The following is a 20,961-nucleotide window of genomic DNA, read 5'->3' on the forward strand; positions in this document are numbered from 1 at the left end:
TAAATTATTTTTTATAGTTAATTAAAGCAATAAAATCATCAGCAACCAATGAAGCTCCACCAACTAATGCTCCATCAATATCTTTTTGTGACATCAATTCTTTAATGTTATTTGGTTTAACAGAACCACCGTATTGAATAATCATTTTATCAGCGGTTTTTTTGTCATAAATTTTTGCTAAGTTATCGCGAATTGCTTTACATACTTCTTGAGCATCTTTAGCAGTTGCTGTTTTACCAGTTCCGATTGCTCAAATTGGTTCATAAGCGATAATTGTATTAAGTGCATCTTCTTTATTAATGTCTTTGTATGCCGCTTTAATTTGAGCATTAACAAAAGTAACAGTTTTTCCTGCTTCTTTAGTTTCTAAAGTTTCTCCACAACAAATAATTGGTAACATTTGGTTTGCTAATAAAGCTTTAGCTTTTAGGTTAACGTTTTTATCAGTTTCATTAAACATTTCACGTCTTTCTGAATGCCCAATAATCACATATTTAACTCCAATTTCTTGTAACATTTCGATTGAAACTTCTCCAGTAAATGCTCCGTTTTTTTCAAAGTAAACATTTTCAGCTGCAATCATTACATTTTTTGCATGTTTAATTCCTGATGCTAAAGCCGTAAATGGTAACCCTAATCCAGCAATTACATCTGATTTTTTAATTGCTTTATCAACTTTTTTTAAGAAAGTTTTAACTTCTACTTGGGTACCATTCATTTTTCAGTTCCCAAAAATAACTTTTTGTCTCATCGTAAATAATTTCCTCTCGTATATCAACTCATTAATTATAATACTTATTGATAACTAAAAATAGTGCTAAAAAGCACTATTTAAAAGGTTATTTAAATGTTATCAACTATTTTAATTTTGAAGCTGCAGCTTCATCAATTATGATTGTTACATTTGGATGATTTTGCAAAATTGTACAAGGTCATTCTTGTGAAATTTGGCCATTAACCAAATGACTAACAGCTTCTGCTTTATTTTCACCAATTGCTAATAATAAAATTGATTTAGCTTGCATAATTGTTTTCAATCCCATCGATACCGCTTGAGTTGGAACATCATTTTTTGAAGCAAAGAAACGGGCATTAGCTTCAATTGTTAAAGGAGTTAAATCAACAACCGAAGTTAATGAGTCAAAACTAGCACCTGGTTCGTTAAAGCCAATATGTCCATTAATTCCTATTCCTAAAAGTTGTAAATCAATTCCTCCATTTTGAGCAATTAATTCATCATATTTTTCGGGATGTAAAGTATCAATTCCTGATGGAACTTTAGTGTTTTCTTTTTTAATATCAATGTGATTAAAAAAGTTATGATCCATAAAGTAACGATATGATTGATCGTGATTTCCATCTAAACCTTTATACTCATCTAAATTGAATGTTTTAACATCGGAAAAACTTACCTTTTTATCTTGATAATTTTTAATTAAATTTTTGTATGTCGAAAGTGGTGTTGAACCAGTTGCTAATCCTAAAGTTATGTTATGTTGAGTATTAACTTTGTTAATTATAATTTTTGCTGCTTCAATTCCGACTTCTGCATCATTTTTTACTTTAATAATATTCATTCTTTTTACCTCTTACTTTTTATATTTTAGTGGTTTATGAATACTCTTTAAAGGGTTTTTAAAAAATTTTTAAATAACTAATTAAAAAACAAAATTATAAAACAGAATATTTAAAAGTTCCTTTGAATTTATCGGAATTCGATGAAGAGATAACTCAAGATTGCTCACCATTTTTGTCTGTTTCAATTTGAACAGTTATTGAGTCATCTATTATAACTTGAATTGCATCCATTAAAATTGATTGCATTGAACTAATTTTGTCGCTGTCAATTTTTAAAGTATCTATCTCTAATTCTTCTATAACGGATTGTGGTAGATTTTTAATTTGATCCGAAGATCATCCTCCATTTTCCAATACTCTTAAAGCATAACTCATTCACTCACTTTGATTACTCATGATTGAGTCTTTTAATTTACTTCATTCTTCTGTAGAATTTAATCCTTTTAATGCGTATTCACCAGTAGGTTGACCCTCTTCATCTTTTACAGGCTCTCAATTTAATATAGCAGAATTAGTTGGACCAAAAGAAACTAATAATCCTGGTATAAAAGAAATTTGGTCTGGAAGTTCAGCCATAATAGATTCACCATTCTTTTTGAAAAAGTTTACTTTACTGACCATTTGCTGAAAATATTCACTCAAATCAATAATTTCATTGGCACCTTGTTCAGTATTGGTATTTGACAATTTTTCGATTTTTAATGTTAATTGTCCTTTAACAAGTTTAGATTTTTCGGTGGCTTTAATTAAAATTGAACCTTCAGCTTTGTTTGTTGCCTTAGTTATTTTGATTGTTACATCTGTGTCTAATTTAATTTTACTTAATCCCTCAATTTTGCTTAATGCTGATATGATTTGATTTTCAGTTGTTTCATTTGTTGCTTTAAAATCTTTTAATAAAGTTGATAAATCTTTTGCATCTTTATGTTTATCGCCACAAGAAACAACAGTAGCACCAGCTACTGCTGTCAATCCTAAGGTTCCTAAAACTGTTAGTAATTTTTTCATAATTTTAATCCTCTTTTCTAATATGTTTAACATGAATGTTAGATTGGTTTTTGTATAACAAGTGCACTATGTTATGATTTTTATTTTAAAACTAAAAAAACAAAAAACAACACTTATCGTATGAATTTAAAAATTTGATTTTTATCTAAAAATAAAAAAAGCAAGACATTCTAAAATACATAGAATGTCTTGCTTTTAATCTAAATTCAGTTATTGATACTGTGTTTTAATTTCAAATGGTGGTCGTGGACGGAATTGAACCGCCGACACGCAGAGCTTCAATCTGCTGCTCTACCGACTGAGCTACACGACCTTATAAAAAATGGCGACCCCAACGAGACTCGAACTCGTGATCTCCTCCGTGACAGGGAGGCGCGATAACCAACTTCGCTATGGGGCCATGGTTGCGGGAGCTGGACTTGAACCAACGACCTTCGGGTTATGAGCCCGACGAGCTACCAACTGCTCCATCCCGCGACACTATTTAATTTTTAAATGGCGGAAGATGAGGGATTCGAACCCCCGCTCGGGTTTCCCCGACTCTCGGTTTTCAAGACCGATCCCTTCAGCCGGACTTGGGTAATCTTCCGTTATGTTTATCCGACATCATCCAACCATGTTTGTTTTCAAAAAATGGTGGACCTTATTGGACTTGAACCAATGACCGTCCGGTTATGAGCCGGATGCTCTAACCAACTGAGCTAAAGGTCCAATAATAATGATAAATGGTAGCGGGGGGGAGACTTGAACTCCCGACCTTTCGGGTATGAACCGAACGCTCTAACCAACTGAGCTACCCCGCCGTTAATAAAATGGTGGACCCTAACGGGATCGAACCGTCGACCCCCTGCGTGCAAGGCAGGTGCTCTCCCAGCTGAGCTAAGGGCCCATAAATGGTCGGGAAAACAGGATTCGAACCTGCGACCCTTCGGTCCCAAACCGAATGCTCTACCAAGCTGAGCCATTTCCCGAATAATGATATTTATGGTTATGTAAAACAATAAATATCAATTTGATTTCAAAATGGTGCGCCCTAAGGGACTCGAACCCCTAACCTTTTGATCCGTAGTCAAACGATCTATCCAATTGATCTAAGGGCGCATAAGCGCTTTTGATATTTAGTGTTTGTCGCAGTGTCCAACAACGACTTTTACATTATAGCAAATAAACAAACATTATATCAAGTGTATTTTTAACTTTTCTACATTAAAGCACACAATAAAATCATACTTCATTTTTAAATAGAAAAGTGTTAAATTACATAATTTTTGCCAAGAAAAAAACAATTGGTTTTTTTATATATTGAGAATCTAAATTTTGATAATAGTTTAAGGACAAAAATAACATTGAAAATAATACAGATTACACTGAAAAACACTTATAAAATGAATGAAAACACTTATAAAATGAATATTTTAAACAAATTTATTTTTTTTCATTTTTAACACTTTTATAGTCTTGTAAAAAGTAAAAACCAATGTATTAATATAGGGGTGATATCGGAAATTAATAGGTCAGGTATCTATCTAAATTTCAAAGGAGAATAAATGAAAAAACTATTATCAATTATGGGATCATTAGGTCTTGTTGCATCAAGTGGATTTACTGTTTTGGCATGTACAGATGATGTTAAAAATATCGAAGAAGAATCAAGAAGTATTTGAAACGAAATTCAAACATTAATTGAACAAAAGACTGAAGTAGAAAACGATTTGAATAGAGTAAATGAAAAGATCGAGGAATTAAGTAAAAATAACAATCAAAAAGTTACAAAAAATATCGAAAATATCAATGAACTTGATCTTGATCAATTAAAAGCTATAAAAATAGAATTGGAAAATGAAAAAGCAAAAATTGATGAAAAATTAGAAATTGCGAAAGAAGAATATACAGAACTTTCAGGAAGAAAAGTTGAATATAATGGCTTCGAAGTTCCTTACGGTAAAGAATCTATTGAAATAATGATTCAAAAAAATATGTGACTAGATTTAAACGTACCCAGTGATCAAATTAAAGCAATTACAATAGATGATTTAAAATATGGTGTTTGAACAATGCTTTCACATAACGAAACTGATTTTGATATAGAATTCAATGAAGTTAAGGATTTAATAACTTTTAATAATGAAAATGAAATATTAGAAGAGTTAAATAAAGCAGCCAAAAACATTATGGAAGAAAAAGGTGATGTAACTATCCCTTCAACACACGAAGAAGCAGGTCAAAAGTTAAAGGGAGAAAAAATTAAAGTTGAAGGGGCACAATTAATACTTGCAGAAGGTGTTCACACAATTAGAGATGAAAGACAAAATTTAGAATCAGAAAACGAGGTCCCAGAAGATCAAATTGGAACTAACACAACATATGAAGTAGGGACTTATGATTTTAGTGAATTTACACTATGACATTTAATCCAAGCACAAAAATAAAACAAATAATTAATTAAAAACCCTTTAGAAATAGAAATTTCTAAAGGGTTTTGTTTTTTAACTGGAGGTACCAGTCGGATTCGAACCGACGATCAAGGTGTTGCAGACCTATGCCTTAGCCACTTGGCCATGGTACCAATAAAATTACTTACTTATTATAAAACAAGTAAGAACTTTTTGAAATAGCCAATAAAAAAGTTTAAGTAACTCTAATGTCTAAAAATAATATTGTTGAAAAATTTATTTTCGGGATTGATATGCAATTCAAATTTAACGACAACTATTGGCCAACCGAATGTGTAGTAGGTTCAAGATTCTGGATTAATAGAAATGCTAACATCTGTTACATCATTGTTTGTAGATGATTTGTGTGCAATTCTGTTTTTGAATTGTGATTGCATTTTTGAATATTCAATTATTTCAATTTCATCACTTTGCATATTCGTTTCTGCAATAACTTTAAATTCATAAGGACTTGTGATGCGAAGATTAAAATGTTGACTATTCCCTTCATTATTTCCTCCTTCAATTAATTCATTATCATTAAATTTTGTAATAGTTTTGTGTTCGAAAGCGTTATTATCAAAAACGAAAATTCCTTTACTAGTTGCAAAAGTTATTGATGATAACGATGCTGTTACAATGAAAAAGATTATTGTAATAGTTACTCAAATTTTAGGTTTAACAACTGTGTAAAGATTAAATAAATTTCTTTTTCTTATTTTCTTGATTGTAGAATTTTGGTTATCAATAATTCAAACAGTAAAAACATATTGTTCTCTAAACAAAATAAAAAAAATAGAAAATAATGTTCAAACAGTAAAAAAATATAACGGGGTCACAAATAATGATAATACAAATATTCCAGCTGCAGGCATTGTTTCTAAAATGAAGAATGACCAGATTCCGAAAACAGGAATTGCTATGATCCCAATCAAAAGTAAACCTAAAATAAATATCGATATTGCTCAAAAAGCTAACAGCACTATATTTCAAGGTTCCACAAAAATTGCTAAACAAATTCTTGTAAAAGCATTTGAGAAAGTATATTCCTTGCTTTCTCTATAAACACTTTCATTTTTTTTAATTTTATCAGTGTCTCTAAATTCTTCATAAATAGAATTTGCAATTGCAGGAATTGGTTCAAAGCTATTAATGGCATCAACAACAGAAATGTTTTCTTGTTCTACTTTGTCACGAATCATTTCTTCATAAGAACTAATAAAATCTTGGCGATCAGCATCTTCTAAAAAGAATAAAGCTTTGTTTAAATTTTTTAATCACATATTCTTATATTTATTATGTAATTTAGCATGTTTTTTAACATTGATCTGGTAATTTTGAAAAGTTTTTATCTTCATATTTTTTTCTTTATTCATAATATTCTCCTCCTAGTAGAACTGATATTTTCATATTAAATTCAATTCATTCTTGCTCTAAATTTTTTAGATGTTGCATTCCTAATGTCGTAATTTGATAATATTTGCGAGATGGACCATTATCGGAATTTTTAATATATTGAATACATAAATTTTTTTCAATTAATTTTTTTAACAAAGCGTAAACTGTTGATTCATTGAGTTGTAAAATTTCGTTAATATCTTTATTTAATTCATAGCCATAATAATCTCTACTACTTAGGAATTTAAGAATGACTAATTCTAAAATTCCTTTTTTAAGTTGAATATCCATTCTTTTTTCTCCACTACTATACTATATCAAGTATTATATATTATCAAGTAGTAAAATAAAAAAATCAATATTTTTTTTAATTTAAATTATTTTAATGTTTTTGCAATAATTTGGTCTTATAATAAATTCATATTTAACTTACATATTAAATAACTTTATAGAAAATTATAGAAAATGAAAAAGTTTTTTTTACTAAAGGGAGAGGGCGTTAAAGAATATGAATAAATCTAAATTTTTTGAGGATTTTATTAAAATGCGGAAAAGATAATTTTTTTACAAAAATGTTTAACATAAATTTTTAATGGAGGATTTATTAAATGATAAAATTAATTACGATGATAAGTGCAATGATAACACCGACAAGTTTTATTGCACCAGCTATTTTTGAAACACAAAATATTAATCAAATTAATAAAAACAAAGAAATTATTCAAAAAAAATTTGAATTGAATATTGATAATAAAAAATTTATTGATTCAAATGGAAATTTTATTGCAGGAATTAAAGATTATACAAATGAATTTTCTTCTTTTGTTAAAGAAATAAAAGAAGAAGTTGCAAGTAATGACGCGGGGAATTTAATTATAAAATCTAGCCAAGGTAAATTTAATGGTTTATCAGAAGCAGGAAAAATTGAATTATCAAATACTGCAATGGGAAAAATTTTAAATGCAAAAACTTGAAAAATAGAAAACGCAACAGTAGATGTTGAATTTTCATCAAATGTGACTGAAAAAGTTTATAAATATTCTATTATATTTACAGCAATCGCAGACAATGAATCAATTGTAGGGAATCTTTATTCTTACATTCCGAGTTTAGAATTAACAAAATATCAAATACTAAGCGGATATAAAATTTCTTTTGAAACAGAATATCAAAAAGAAGGATCCGTAGTGCCAGTGCCGCAAACATTTTATTGGAATTCTAATCACACTAAAGAAATTAAAACAGCTTATGATATAATAGGAACTACAAAAGACAAACCAAAATTAAATTCAATGTTAACCTTAAATTTAGGAAAACAAAAACCTAATTACAAATACTTCAATTTTGTAGAGGCTGGAAGGAACGTAGAATGAAGATGAGATAAAACTAGAGGTCACTGAGATTGACCTAAAAATCTGCATTTAGCGTTCGAAAGTTACAATAATGTAAAAATCAATAGTGTAAACGAAGAAAATTTTGATAAATACACTTCGACTACAATTGTTGATAAAGAAGTGAGTGAAACTCTTGCCAAATGTTGAGTGCAAACCTGAATAGGATATACATGATATGAAGAAAAGGGTAATTATTATCTACAATTTTTATTAGAACAAGCCGTTATAACTTCTAATTCACGTTCTGATGCTTTTCTATCTGCTGATATAGGAGTAGGAGTTCGTTTAGAATAAATAAATTTGTAAAAATATTTGAAACTTATTTATCTAAAAATGTAAAAAAGCAGTGAAAACTGCTTTTTGTTTTATATATTGGTTTTTAAATTTATTCAAAAAACTATCTTTATAAATTTTTGAATAAAAAATTCTTTACTTTGTTTTTTGTTTTTAAAAAAACTTTTAATATTTTTAATATTAAAACACACTTATCGACAAATTTTTTGACTGTTTTAAAATTATTTTGTTTAAGTTTTTTGCTTTTAATCTGAAAAAAATGTTAATTCTAAATTATCTAGTAAATATTTTATTTTTTCAAAATTATTTAAAACCATTTGTTTTAGGAGAAAATTTGTATGCTGAAAATAAAGTGGATGACACATTATTAACTGGATGTATTTATATTATTATTTAATATTTATGTTTTTTAAAATTTTAAAGGTTTCAATGTAAATTTTATTATATTTAAACATTAGTAATTTGCGTTTTATCATGGAATCTTTGACCTTGATATTTAAATAAAAACACTTTTTGTCAAAGAAAGAAAATTATCATAAAAGTATATTAACTACAAAAATATCACTTTCGAATAATACACTTTATTTCAAATGTTCAATAATTATCATTTTCAGTTAACTTTTTAACCTATTTTTCCTGAAACAATATTGTTATATTGATCAACTAAGTAATCATCAATACCTTCTTGATATTGGAAAGATAATTGTTTCCCTTCTTCGGATAGACCTTCATAAACATCTTTAGGTTTGTACAAATCAGGATAATCTGCGAAATCTCCATCTTCTGCCAACATTTCATCCATTGCACTTTGCGATGGAGAAGGAATACCTACATAACTTGTAATAAGATTCATATTTTCTAAAATGAAATTGACTCATAAGTAAGCTAAATCTTGGTGATTAGACTTTTTAGAAATAACCATATTATCGGAAAAAATATTAGTTCCTTCGTTATAACCCGTTGTTACATTTTTTTTGTTGGGGCGTCCATATATAAATTTAGTTTCACCATCATTTGAATCGTCTTCATCATCTTCATGATTATAAACTTGATTTGCATACAAAGCATCACCATTATACATTAGGGCAAAATCGAATTGACCTAAGGAAACTTTGGTAATTAAGTCATCACCATTTAAAGAAACGTTGTTTGCTAAAATTAAATTTTTAACATCTTTAGCTGCAACATCTACTTCTGTAATTTTATTTAAATTAACTTTTTGATAATTTTTTTCAGCAGCCAACATAAAAATGTTTTTAGGATCAGAATTTAGTGCTAAACGTTTATTTGCATCTTTAGCTTTTCATAACAAATCTCAAGATAAAGTTGTCGAAATTATTTCGTTAGTATTTGGATCTATGTTTACTCCGTTACTTGTTAAAAATTCTTTATTAGCTTCTGTAGGGTTAACAACCATTACTAAATCACCTCAAAAATATGGAATAGCATAACTCAAAATTGTTCCTGTTGATTGTGTTTGTTCAGGATATAACTTCGAATCTTCTTCACTTTCTTTAGCCTTTGAGCTGTGCATTGTTTCTAAAAGTCCACTAACAAGTTCAACCTGTTCTTGACCTTCTTGGGGTTTATTAGGATTTAAATCCTTACCATCAATAGTACCTTTAACGTTTAATTTGCTATAATCCAATTTTAATAATGCGTTTTCTTGAGCTAATTTTTGAACCATATAATCGCTTGGTACCATAACATCATAGTTAAATGTATATAACTTGTTGTACAAAGTTTCATTAGAATCATATTCTTGATAATTAACTTTTACTCCGTATTTTTTTTCAAAATCAGTAATAATATCTGGATCAATATACTCTCCTCAATTACCAATTACTAAATCATAAATATTGTTTTTAATATACGCAACTGTTAAGCCAGCAAAAGCTGATAAACCAATTAAGGAAACAGCAATTATTTTTCAACTTCTAACAATAAATCCTTTAGTATGAATAATTTCTCTATCATCGGGAGGATTTAATTTGTTTTTCAATTTTTCAACTTTACGATAGAAAAAATTCAAATCTTGAAGCTTTTTATCTATTGTGAAAAAATATTTATTATTGAATTTTAATAATTGAGCTTGTTTTTCAATTATTAAATTTTGTTTTTCATTTTCATTTTTAGTTTTTAAAATTTGATAATCTAATTTTGAAGTTAAAGATTTTTTAGGATGAGTTAAATTGTATAAATGTAAAGACTTTTCATTTAATAAAATAATTTGGTTATAGTTTAATTCTTTAACATTTTTTAAACGTTCCACAACCAAGCGTAGTTTGTAATGATTTTTACCTTCTTCAACTTCAATTTTTCATTGTTCTAATTCTTTAATTTTTTTGTTGTATCAAGAAATAGTTTTCTTTGAAGGTTTAATTTCTTTTTTAAAGTTGTATTTTAACTTTTTGATATCATTTTGAATTTCTTTGGCTTTTTGCTTAGATAATTCATCACGATTTTCAATGTATTCAATTTCTTCATTTAAAAAAATTAATTTATCTTCAAGTTTTTCAATTTGAAGAGTTAATTTAGCTGCTTTTTTAACATCTGTCTTAGTTCTTGCTAATTGTGCATTTAATTTTTTCAATTGTTTTTTTGTATTATCACGACGTGAATAATAACGCTTTTCTTTATTTATTTGTGATTTAATTCGTGATTGCTTTCATTCTAATTTAGCAATTTTTTTATCAAAGTTTCTTGAAGCAATTCATTTTAATTTTAAATTTACAAATCAATACTTAACTCAAAGATTGATTTTTTTTGTTGGTCTAATAATTTGTCCTGATTCAATAATTGCTACTAATTCATCAATTGCTAAATTTAATTTATGAATTTGTTTTTGTTTATATAAACCAGATTTAATTGCTTCTTTGTTTTGTTCTTTGTGCTGTTTAAAAATTGCAAATGCATTTCATCCAATTATTACTAAAACAATAGCTCCAACCAAAATAGTTCCAAAAGCAAAAATAAATGGTTTAATTTTTTTTGCTGTATAAATAAATGTTGATACGTTAGTTTGACTTCCACCAGTAAAATAAGAAATGATAAAATCATCAAAACTCATTGCAAAAGCAATTGCTGCAGCAGTGATAATTGCTGGTTTTAAAATTGGTAATATCACTTTAAATAAAACTTGGTATGGTTTAGCACCCAAATCTTGTGCTGATTCAAGTAAAGATTTATCAATTTTTCTCAATCTTGGCATTACAGTAATTAGAACGTAAGGAACGTTAAATGAAATGTGGGCCATGATCAAAGTTCCAATTCCAAAACTCATTCCTGAAACAATAAAAATAATCATTAAAGAAACGGCTGTAACAACATCAGCGTTTATAAGAGGAATGTTAGCGACATTAAATCATGATTTTTGAGTCACCGATTTAGTTCTGCTAAGTCCTATCGCTGCCATTGTTCCAATGACTAGCGATACGGCTGTTGAAATAACAGCCACAAATAATGAAGTTATAATCGATTTTACAAATGGTGAATTATTAATAAACTCTCCATATCATTTGGTATCTCAACCAAGAAATGAGAAAGTTGTTCCTCCCGAGTTAAATGAAAAAATAATCATTATTATTATCGGAATGTAAATAAAGGCCATTATAATTGCGAAGTAACTACCTTTGAAGAATTTTTTCATTTTCTTTTACCTTTCGTTTCAAATTTATTACTCAATAAACGAATAATTAACATTAATAAGAAAATCATTGCCGTTAAAACGACAGATATAGCGGCGCCATAACCAAAATTATTTCCTTTAAAGAAATAAGATTCAATTACTGAAGAAATCAATTGAACTTTTCCGTCTCCAAGATAATGAACAACAATTAGTGAAGTTGCGGCTTGCACAATTACTAACGAAAATGCTGTTAAAACACCAGGAATAGAATATCTGAAAGTAACTGATCAAAATGATTTTCAACTAGAAGCACCCAAATCTTTGGCTGCTTCTTCTAAATCCAATTGACGAGATTCTAATGAATCATAAATTGGAGTTATTGCAAATGGTAAAAACATATATACCATTCCGACAATAACTGAAATTGGAGTTCCGATAAATGTAGGACTTAACATGTAAAAAAATGTTTGTAAACCTAAAATTTTTAGTAACATCGAAATTCAAATTGGCATCGTTACTAAAACTCACATATTTCTTGCTAATATTTTTGATTTTAATTGCGCCATGATTAATGCAATCGGATACCCAATAATAACGCATAATAAAGCAGCTATTAAAGCATAAGCTACTGACAAAGACAAAGCTAACATAATTGATGAACTGGTAAACATTTGAATAAAATTTTCAAAAGTCACCTTAAACATAATTGCATTGCCTGTTGGTTGCACAACTGAATAAATAATAATTGACACTAATGGTAGAACAATCAAAAATAACATGACAATAAAAAATGGTAATAAAATAGGTCATGCTTTATCTTTGGCAAAGTTAAATATTTTAGTATTACTAAAAGCTTTAGATAAATCTTTAAATTGCAATCTTGATTGACGTTTTACTTCTTGATCAATTGCTGTATCCAATTCTGCTTGGTTGAAATTTTCTTCAACCACTTTTTTTCGAAGTTTGGGCATATTTTGCTCCTTTCTTTTTTAAAAGTTTTAATTATCAATTTCTTTCCACATTACATGAATATCTTCAACATTTCATTTAATTGAAACTTTGGTTCCAATTTCAAAAAAGTCAGTTGTATGAACAAGTCATTGTCTCTTTTTGGTGGTATTAACAGTAATTTCTCAATAAACACCTTTAAAAATAGCGTTAGTAACTTCCCCATTAAAAAATCCGATATTGGGTTTACGAATATCAATATCTTCAGGTCTAATAACTAAATCGATGTTGTCTTCATCAATTCCAAATCCATTATCTACACATTCAAAATCTTTGCCATCAAAATTAACTAATTTATCTTTAATAAAAACTGCATCTTGAATAACATTTGATGAACCAATAAATCTAGCGACTCATAAATTTTCTGGTTCATTATAAATATCTGTTGGAGTACCAATTTGTTGAATAGTTCCTTCATTTAAAACCACAATACGATCAGACATTGCTAAAGCTTCTTCTTGATCATGAGAAACCATAATAAAAGTGATTCCAATTTCTTTTTGCAAACGTTTTAATTCTTCTTGCATCGTTTTTCGTAAATGTACATCTAATGCCGCCATTGGTTCGTCTAGCAATAAAACTCTTGGTTTCATAACTAAAGCACGAGCAATCGCCACACGTTGACGTTGTCCCCCAGACAAATCAGTAACTCTTTTGTCTTCGAAACCTTCAAGACCAACTTGACGAATTTGTTTCATAACTTCACGTTCAATTAATTCCTTTTTTGATTTCTTATTTTTTAATCCAAAGGCAATGTTTTCAAATACATTTAAATGTGGAAATAATGCATAAGATTGAAAAATAGTATTAATTTGACGTTTATTAATTTTAATTGGTAACAAATTCTTGCCTTCAAATAAAACTTCCCCGGCATTTGGGTTTTCAAAACCACCAAGAATTCTTAAAGTTGTTGTTTTTCCACAACCCGAAGGTCCTAAAAGAGTAATAAACTCACCCTCACGGACATTGAAACTGATTCCTTTCAAAACGACACGACCATCATAATCTTTGGTCACATTTCTAATTTCAATAATATTGTTTTCCATGTTAATTCTCCTAGTTTTTTAATATTTTAATTTTTAAATACAAAAAATGAAGCTAAAAAGGCACATTAAAAAATGCCTTTAAATAAATAGCTTCTAATTAAGGGAGAGACTTTCAGTTTCTAATACTATTTCATAGCGATTGGTATGCGCAATAGCAACGTTTAATCATTCTAAAATTAAGTACTGTTCTGCATTCGCTAAATATATATTTTTAATCATTTTCAACATTACTATTTCACCTCCAATTTAGTTCTCATTTATTTTATAATAAATAGTTTAAAAAAATCATTTTTTTAAACTTTTAAGAATTTATTATTTCCAATATTATTACAAGAATGTGCAATAATTTAATATTTTTTATTAAAACTATAACTAAAATTTGATTTTAATAATTTAAAAATGTTCGCAAAAGCGAACATTAAAAATTAAATAAATTTTTATAAATATCCTGTTTCTCGAAATTTTTTAAATCACTCAAAAGATTTCTTTTTATATCTTTTTTTAGTGCCTTCACAATAATCATTTTGATCGACAAATATTAATCCATATCTTTTAGACATTTCACTAGTTCCGTGAGAAATTATGTCAATTGGTGTTCACATCGTATACCCGAAGCAATTTACACCTTCATCGATAGCTTCCAAAATATTTTGTAAATGCAATTTTAAATATTCTATTCTATAATCATCTTCAACTGTGTTATTATCATTCAAAACTTCTGTGACACCTATACCATTTTCTGCAATGAATAGCGGTAGTTGGTATCTATCTCATAATTCATGCATCATAATCTTCAAACCAATAGGATCAATTTGTCATCCTCATTCTGTGGATTTTAAATAAGGGTTTTTACCCATGGTTATTAAATTACCTTCATTTTCTTTTGAAATTTGCTCACCTGAAGTTCCTGACATATAATAACTAAAACCACAATAATCAACAATATTATTTTTAATAATTTCTAATTCTTCTGGTGTTGCGTCTACTTGAATTTTTTGATCTTTTAAATATTTTTTATAATACGATGGATAATAACCCTTACACATTACATCAAAGAAAAAATATTTTTTTAGTTGTTGATCTTTTAAAGTTGCTAATACATCTTCGGGTTTGCAGGTTATTGGGTACGATTGCATCCCGGCAATCATGCAACCTATCATGAAATTAGAATTTATTTCATGACCCACTTTTACAGCAAGTGCATTTGCGACAAATAAATTATGCATTGATTGATGAACGCTTGCTGTCAAATTATCTTCATCATCCATTAATCCAGCCCCAGCTCATTTGCTATAAATAGCTGCATTTATTTCATTAAATGGCATTCAATATTTAACAATTTCTTTATACTCAGAATATACTGTTTTTGCAAAATGAATAAATAAATTAATTAGCTTTTTGTTTTTTCAACCACCATATTCTTTTATCAAATAATATGGTGTTTCATAATGACTTATAGTTACTAATGGTTCAATATTATATTTTTTACATTCTTCAAAAATATCTTTATAAAAATCTAAACCGTCTTGATTAGGTTTTTCCTCTATTCCATTTGGAAAAATTCTTGTTCATGCAATTGATGTTCTAAAAACATTCATTTTCATTTCTCCAAATAAAGCAATATCCTCCTTATATTTGTAGTAAAAATCTATTCCGAATCTTTTAGGGTAAATAAATTTTGGATTAAACGACAAAGCATCCATAATTTTTTCCTTTGTCATCGGTCTCTCTGTATTGATATTTTTTCTATCTAATTTTGAATTATATCTACGTAAATCAGCAATACTTAAGCCTTTATTTTTTATATCGTAAGCACCTTCTATTTGATTTGCGGCAACTGCTCCTCCAATTAAAAATTTTTTATCAAATTTAAGTTTTTTCATTTTTTAAAGTTCTCCTCCATTAGATTGAATAACTTTTTGATATCAATAAAAACTGTCTTTTTTATATCTTTCAAGCGAACCTTCACCATTGTCATTTATATCCACATATACAAAACCATATCTCTTTTTAATTCCTTGATGAGTTGAAACCAAATCTATAGCACTTCATGGCATATATCCAATTAAATCAACTCCCTCTTCTATGGCTAAAGACATTTGTTCTAAGTGTTTTTTATAATAATCTATTCTGTATTGATCATGTATTTTATTATCTAAAGTTTTTTCATCATAGGCACCAAGCCCATTTTCGGTAATCATTATTGGTAAATTATATCTATCATAAACTTCTCTTAAAATAATTCTCAAACCGATTGGATCAATTTCTCATCCAAATTGAGTTTTGTCCAAATTTTCGTTTTTAATTTGACATGCAAAATTGTCTATTAAAATTCCATTTTCTTGATCTCATTTTTTATTAAAGTCATTAGTTTGTGTTGATATTTTGACTGTATTTGAAGAATAATAATTAAACGCTATAAAATCTGGTCTAGATTTTTTTAAAATCATTTTTTCTTCTTCAGTAATTGAAAACATTTGCTTGTTTTTTTTAAGATAATTTATAAAAAATTTATTATATTCGCCTTTGCATGCTACATCCAAATAAGCCCAATTTCTAAAATTATTTAAATTTAATCTTGCTATATTGTCAATTGGTTTTGTAGAACCAGCATAAATGGGTTTAACATTAGGCGCTGGACCAATTTTTGAGTTTGGTATCATTTCATGACACAAGTTAATAGCTTCTGCTTGAGCAACATTAAGATTATGAATAATTTGTCAAATTTCTTTTGAATCTTTTTTAACATTTAGACCAATTATTTCTCCAGCAAAATAAAAATTACATAATTCATTTATTGTTAATCAATAATCAACTAATTGCCCAAAATTTTCAAATAATATTTTTGAATATTTTTTAAATTGGTTAATAAATTCTTTATTTTGTAGACCGCCTATTTCATTAATGAAAAGCGGGTAATCGAAATGAAAAATTGTAACAACAGATTTTATATTATATTTTTTTAATTCTAAAAAAATATTTTTATAAAACTCAATTCCCTTTTCATTAACTTCTCCTTTTAAATTTTTTATTATTCTTGGTCAAGATATTGAAAAACGATAACATTTAAATCCCATTTCAGCCATTAAAGCAATATCATTTTTTCAATTATGATAATGATCTGAGGCAATTTCAAAATACGAATTTTGTAAATTATTATTAATGAAATTATCCATAATACTATCTGCTTTTTTAGTTTCATCTTTAAACATACCTTCGAATTGATATGCACTAGTTGAACCACCTCACAAAAAATTTTTGGGAAATTTATTTTTCATGTTTTTTACCTCATCTTTTTTTAGGTAGTTCAAATAAATTATCTTTTCGTTCTGTCATTTTGTAACTAATATATAAAGAATTTATCGCATTATAATAATTATTCATAATATTATCTAAAACAAAATTTTTATTATGTTTTTCGATGTCGTTAATTATATTTTCAGCTAAGATTAAAAAGTTTTGCTGCATTTTATTATATTCATATTGTTTTGATTTTTTTTCAATTAGAATTTTTGAAATTTGGGTTTCAATATTGTGGATTTTTTCATTGTAATTAAATTGTTCAGATTTTTTTAAAAAGTAATTATATTTTTGTTTATTTTTTTCAATATATTTATCAGATTTTTTTAAAAATTTACTTTTAATTAGTTCTTCTTTTTCTTTTAAATGATTCTTTTTTATTTCTAATTTTAAAAATTTTCATAAATTTTTTTCAAAATCTTTAATTAAAATTAAAATTTGTTTTGTTAAAAAATGTTCTAATAAAACTAGTTTATTTTTAAATAAAGTGTTTGATTCTTTAGAAAGATTAACATTTATAGATTTTATATATTTAATTAATAATTTATTTGCTTTTTTAATTTCATGTTTTTCAGACTGTCTTTCTTTGTAAAAAACAAAAGTAAGAATAAAAGAGCATGCTCAAGCTATACCTACACCCATAAAAAATAGAGCGATCATGTCAGGGCCACCAGAGATATATCTAGTAACAGCTAGTAAGCCCGCTCCTCCAGGAGTATAAGCCGCCAATCCAGAAAGTGCAGCAACCAAACCTCCAACACCAGCGCCAATGGATGCTGCAACAAAAGGTAGAATTCGTGGTAAATTTACCCCATAAATTATAGGTTCTGTAATTCCGAATAAACCAGCCGGAATAGAACCATAAGCAGTTTGTTTAACTTCTGGGTTTTGAGCTTTAATTGCCACAGCTAATGCAGCAGCACTTTGGGCAAGCACGGCTATTTGCATTACTCCATAAAGAACATTAGGGGCTTCAGGAGTAGTAGTTGCAATAAGTGGAGTAGCTACAGCTAAATGCATACCGGTCAAAACAAGTGGTTGTCACAAAAATGCAAATATTCCAGCACCGATACCATAAGGAAAATTACCCATTCATGTAACACCTTGATTTACCAATGATTCTATAATTGATAAAATAGGTCCCAATATTAAAAATATTGAAATTACTGAAACTAAAAAAGCTAGAAATGGTCTAAAAACAATATCTACTGTTGTTGGCATTCATTTTTTAATTCAATTATCAGATAAAACATATATAATTCCTGCAATTATATGAGGCAATAATTGATTTTTGTAGGCCATAATTTTAAAATCTATTATTCATATATTAAATAATTCATAGCCCGAAATTCATGTTAAATATGGTGAGGCAATAGCCAATCCAACAAATGCTCCCATTATTGTGTTTCCGCCCATAAATTTCACTGTACTAATACAAATAAATATTCCTACAAATCCAATACCAACCTCAGATATTATGTAAAATAACGCAGACAATCAATCTAAAGATTCTATTGGAACATTTCTTCCAGGAGAAACAACTGCACCTGTTTGAACTAAAATAGATCTTAATCCCATTAATAATCCCGATGCCATTAAAATAGGAATTATCGGAACCATAACCCCTGATATTGAACCAATAAATTTATCTTTTAGACTTTTTTGGGGAATGATTTCCTTAGTTGTTGAAATTGTTTTTGATTGCACATAGCCATTTATAACGACATCTAAAGCATCTTTTAATTTATATACTTCACCACCAATTATTAATTGAAGTTCTGTCCCTTTTCAAACACTACCCTTAATAAATGGCAATTTTGTTAATTGATCTATTTTGACTTTTTCCTTGTCAATTATATTCATTCTTAATCGAGTCATGCAATTATAATGATTATTAAAATTTTCAACACCACCAACTAAGGGCAATATCAAATCTAATTGTTTTGAATATTTGTTTTTAAAAATTTCCTTCTCCATTTTTTCCTTTCTAATGAGTTAAACTCACCATTATTTTATTTTTTTAAAAAAATAAAAAGGAAAAGGAAAATACACTAGAAAAAAATTTCTAAATTAAAAACTATTTTATGTTTTTTGAAATTTGAGTAATTAAATACGACAAAAATAATTGTCGTTTTGTATAACCTAAACTTTCATTTTCAAAATCAATATTCATTTTAAAATTAGGTTTAGGTTTTAAAAATGAATTAGAAACAGAATGAGTCAGAAACAAATATGTTATATTTTTGTCGTTGATTTTTTTAAATAAATTAAAAATTCGTTCATTATCTGTTCCACTTACAAAAATGAGAAACAATTCATCACGTGCATCGATATTTATAGAAAAATTAGTATTATTTATTGGAGAATAGTTTGTATAATATCCTTTTTGTTTTAAAATTCCGGCAAAGATTTTAATAGATTGTTCTAAACTATAACTTCAAATTAAATTTATTTTTTTGTTTTTAATGTGTTCGTTGATTTTAATTAAATCATCTTTAAAAATTTCTATGTAAGAAACCATATTGATAGTAAATTCTTTAATTGAATCTCAAGTTTCATCAAACATATTCTTCTCATTATTAAATTCAAAATTTTGATTAAAATTTGCTATATCATTTTCTAAAACGAATTGTAATTCTTTGTATCCTTTGTAACCCAGGTTTATTGCAAATTTTGTTATCGATGATTTAGAAGTGTAGGACATTATGGAAAGCTCAGAAATTGTATACTTTCCCCCATCATCATAAGATCTCAAAAGAACATTGGAAATAGAAACTTTAACTTGATTTGAACTAGTTTGAACAATTGCTAATAATTTATTTCTTAGAGTCATAAAATCTCGTTTCTAATAACTATCTAAATTCACATTTTATTACAAATTTAATATACCATGTTAAAACCAATAAATTAATTAGCAAGCATCTATAAACTATGCTTTTAAAAATGTAATAAATTTTACAAATTCTTTAAAATAAAAAATCACAAAATAAAACAGCAGCGAAATAAAAAATTCATTTCGCTGCTGTTTTATCAACTATTGACTATTTTAAAATAAATTTATTTAAGTGATGTGCTACTCCGGCTTCTTCAACATCTAAAGTAATTGTATTAGCAACTTCTTTAACACTTGGAATTGCATTGCCCATCGCAACTCCAATTCCGGCTCATTTAATTGCTTCTAGATCGTTTTCACTATCTCCAAAATAAATTACTTCTTCTGGTTTGATATCAAATTTATTAATAACATATTCTAAACCTTTAGCTTTATTAATTCCTGAAGGGTTAACTTCAATATTTTGTTTAGGATCACTAGAAAAACTAAATGAATAAATTTCAAAACCATGATTTTTAATTTTTAATTTCAATTGCAACATATTATCTCGTTCACCAAATAACATAAATTTAGAAATTGGAGCTTCTAGACTTTGAGAATCTTTATAAAGATAGACATTTTCAGTTTCATTGTATTTCAAAAAAGGATTGTTTTCAGAATTTACATAAGCAATTTCTTCATTAATGGTAAAACAAAAAGCTTCAGCATTATGTTGTTCAACTAATTCAAAAATTGTTTGTGTTTGATTACTATCAAAGTTAACAGAATAGTGTATTTTAACTTCACCATTATCTTGAAATGTAAACACTTGACCACCGTTTTGAGCCACGAAGGGAATATTTTCGTCCAGAATTCCTAATTGTTGAGCAACATTATAAATGGTTGTACTACTACGACCAGTTGCAATAACAACCTTGAAACCTTGTTCTTTAGCTTTTTGCAAAGCTATGGCATCTTCTTTATTAATTTTATTATTTTGATAAACTGTTCCATCAATATCGATGACAATCATTTTAATCATGTTTAATACCTCATTTTCTAA

15 protein-coding genes and 10 tRNA genes are annotated in these 20,961 nt (G+C 27.5%); 2 read left to right on the top strand and 23 right to left on the bottom strand.

Features of this window, described 5'->3' with window-relative positions; translation table 4 throughout:
- Positions 1-4: 4 nt before the first annotated feature.
- From tpiA to ESOMN_RS03000, 12 genes are all read right to left on the bottom strand, one after another.
- Positions 5-751, bottom strand: coding sequence for a triose-phosphate isomerase (gene tpiA, locus ESOMN_RS02945; RefSeq protein WP_024863475.1), 747 nt, complete (start codon positions 749-751; stop codon positions 5-7).
- Between the two features lie 106 nt (positions 752-857).
- On the bottom strand, positions 858-1,577 hold the full coding sequence (gene nagB, locus ESOMN_RS02950) for a glucosamine-6-phosphate deaminase (RefSeq protein ID WP_034942369.1): 720 nt from the start codon (positions 1,575-1,577) through the stop codon (positions 858-860).
- A gap of 94 nt (positions 1,578-1,671) precedes the next feature.
- Positions 1,672-2,586 (bottom strand): lipoprotein, encoded by a 915-nt coding sequence (locus ESOMN_RS02955; RefSeq protein ID WP_024863476.1) that lies wholly within the window; start codon positions 2,584-2,586, stop codon positions 1,672-1,674.
- A gap of 237 nt (positions 2,587-2,823) precedes the next feature.
- Positions 2,824-2,899: transfer RNA gene (locus tag ESOMN_RS02960), tRNA-Phe, on the bottom strand.
- 10 nt (positions 2,900-2,909) lie between these two features.
- Positions 2,910-2,986, bottom strand: a tRNA-Asp gene (locus ESOMN_RS02965).
- 1 nt (position 2,987) lies between these two features.
- Positions 2,988-3,063, bottom strand: a tRNA-Met gene (locus ESOMN_RS02970).
- 19 nt (positions 3,064-3,082) lie between these two features.
- A tRNA-Ser gene (locus tag ESOMN_RS02975) sits at positions 3,083-3,175 on the bottom strand.
- Positions 3,176-3,220: 45 nt separating this feature from the next.
- Positions 3,221-3,297: transfer RNA gene (locus ESOMN_RS02980), tRNA-Ile, on the bottom strand.
- A 15-nt stretch (positions 3,298-3,312) separates the two neighbouring features.
- Positions 3,313-3,389, bottom strand: a tRNA-Met gene (locus tag ESOMN_RS02985).
- A gap of 10 nt (positions 3,390-3,399) precedes the next feature.
- A tRNA-Ala gene (locus ESOMN_RS02990) sits at positions 3,400-3,475 on the bottom strand.
- Positions 3,476-3,480: 5 nt separating this feature from the next.
- Positions 3,481-3,557, bottom strand: a tRNA-Pro gene (locus tag ESOMN_RS02995).
- 53 nt (positions 3,558-3,610) lie between these two features.
- Positions 3,611-3,687: transfer RNA gene (locus ESOMN_RS03000), tRNA-Arg, on the bottom strand.
- 446 nt (positions 3,688-4,133) lie between these two features.
- On the opposite strand from ESOMN_RS03000, the gene ESOMN_RS03005 reads away from it, so the two are divergent.
- Positions 4,134-5,015, top strand: a complete 882-nt coding sequence (locus ESOMN_RS03005; RefSeq protein ID WP_024863477.1) for a lipoprotein — start codon at positions 4,134-4,136, stop codon at positions 5,013-5,015.
- A 62-nt stretch (positions 5,016-5,077) separates the two neighbouring features.
- On the opposite strand, the gene ESOMN_RS03010 is transcribed toward ESOMN_RS03005, so the two are convergent.
- From ESOMN_RS03010 to ESOMN_RS03020, 3 genes are all read right to left on the bottom strand, one after another.
- Positions 5,078-5,152 (bottom strand) — tRNA-Cys (locus ESOMN_RS03010).
- 72 nt (positions 5,153-5,224) lie between these two features.
- Complete coding sequence (locus ESOMN_RS03015; protein ID WP_024863478.1) at positions 5,225-6,394, bottom strand: DUF1700 domain-containing protein; 1,170 nt, start codon at positions 6,392-6,394, stop codon at positions 5,225-5,227.
- Positions 6,387-6,707 carry a PadR family transcriptional regulator gene (locus tag ESOMN_RS03020; protein WP_024863479.1) on the bottom strand — a complete coding sequence of 107 codons (321 nt, stop codon included), beginning with the start codon at positions 6,705-6,707 and terminating at the stop codon, positions 6,387-6,389. The genes ESOMN_RS03015 and ESOMN_RS03020 overlap by 8 nt, the downstream gene beginning before the upstream one ends.
- Positions 6,708-7,024: 317 nt before the next feature.
- Between ESOMN_RS03020 and ESOMN_RS03025 the strand changes: the two genes are divergently transcribed.
- Entirely contained in the window at positions 7,025-8,104 is a 1,080-nt protein-coding gene (locus ESOMN_RS03025; RefSeq protein WP_024863480.1) for a hypothetical protein, read from the top strand.
- A gap of 622 nt (positions 8,105-8,726) precedes the next feature.
- Here ESOMN_RS03025 and potCD read toward each other — a convergent pair.
- The 8 genes from potCD to ESOMN_RS03065 all read right to left on the bottom strand — a co-directional run bounded on the left by potCD (position 8,727) and on the right by ESOMN_RS03065 (position 20,940).
- The gene (potCD, locus tag ESOMN_RS03030) at positions 8,727-11,753 is read right to left on the bottom strand and encodes a spermidine/putrescine ABC transporter permease/substrate-binding protein (protein WP_024863481.1); all 3,027 of its coding nucleotides are present in this window, start codon (positions 11,751-11,753) and stop codon (positions 8,727-8,729) included.
- The gene (gene potB, locus ESOMN_RS03035) at positions 11,714-12,703 is read right to left on the bottom strand and encodes a spermidine/putrescine ABC transporter permease (RefSeq protein ID WP_024863482.1); all 990 of its coding nucleotides are present in this window, start codon (positions 12,701-12,703) and stop codon (positions 11,714-11,716) included. The genes potCD and potB overlap by 40 nt, the downstream gene beginning before the upstream one ends.
- Positions 12,704-12,730: 27 nt before the next feature.
- Positions 12,731-13,786, bottom strand: a complete 1,056-nt coding sequence (potA, locus tag ESOMN_RS03040) for a spermidine/putrescine ABC transporter ATP-binding protein (protein WP_024863483.1) — start codon at positions 13,784-13,786, stop codon at positions 12,731-12,733.
- Between the two features lie 437 nt (positions 13,787-14,223).
- Complete coding sequence (locus ESOMN_RS03865; protein WP_024863484.1) at positions 14,224-15,669, bottom strand: glycoside hydrolase family 1 protein; 1,446 nt, start codon at positions 15,667-15,669, stop codon at positions 14,224-14,226.
- Between the two features lie 3 nt (positions 15,670-15,672).
- Positions 15,673-17,064: a glycoside hydrolase family 1 protein gene (locus ESOMN_RS03870; protein ID WP_024863485.1), complete on the bottom strand. Its 1,392-nt coding sequence runs from the start codon at positions 17,062-17,064 to the stop codon at positions 15,673-15,675.
- Positions 17,054-19,063: a PTS transporter subunit EIIC gene (locus ESOMN_RS03055; protein ID WP_024863486.1), complete on the bottom strand. Its 2,010-nt coding sequence runs from the start codon at positions 19,061-19,063 to the stop codon at positions 17,054-17,056. The genes ESOMN_RS03870 and ESOMN_RS03055 overlap by 11 nt, the downstream gene beginning before the upstream one ends.
- A 100-nt stretch (positions 19,064-19,163) precedes the next feature.
- Entirely contained in the window at positions 19,164-19,919 is a 756-nt protein-coding gene (locus ESOMN_RS03060) for a MurR/RpiR family transcriptional regulator (protein WP_024863487.1), read from the bottom strand.
- Between the two features lie 208 nt (positions 19,920-20,127).
- Positions 20,128-20,940 (bottom strand): Cof-type HAD-IIB family hydrolase, encoded by an 813-nt coding sequence (locus ESOMN_RS03065; protein WP_034942374.1) that lies wholly within the window; start codon positions 20,938-20,940, stop codon positions 20,128-20,130.
- Positions 20,941-20,961 lie beyond the last annotated feature (21 nt).

This window comes from Williamsoniiplasma somnilux, from assembly GCF_002804005.1.
Lineage (GTDB): Bacteria > Bacillota_I > Bacilli_A > Mycoplasmatales > Mycoplasmataceae > Williamsoniiplasma > Williamsoniiplasma somnilux.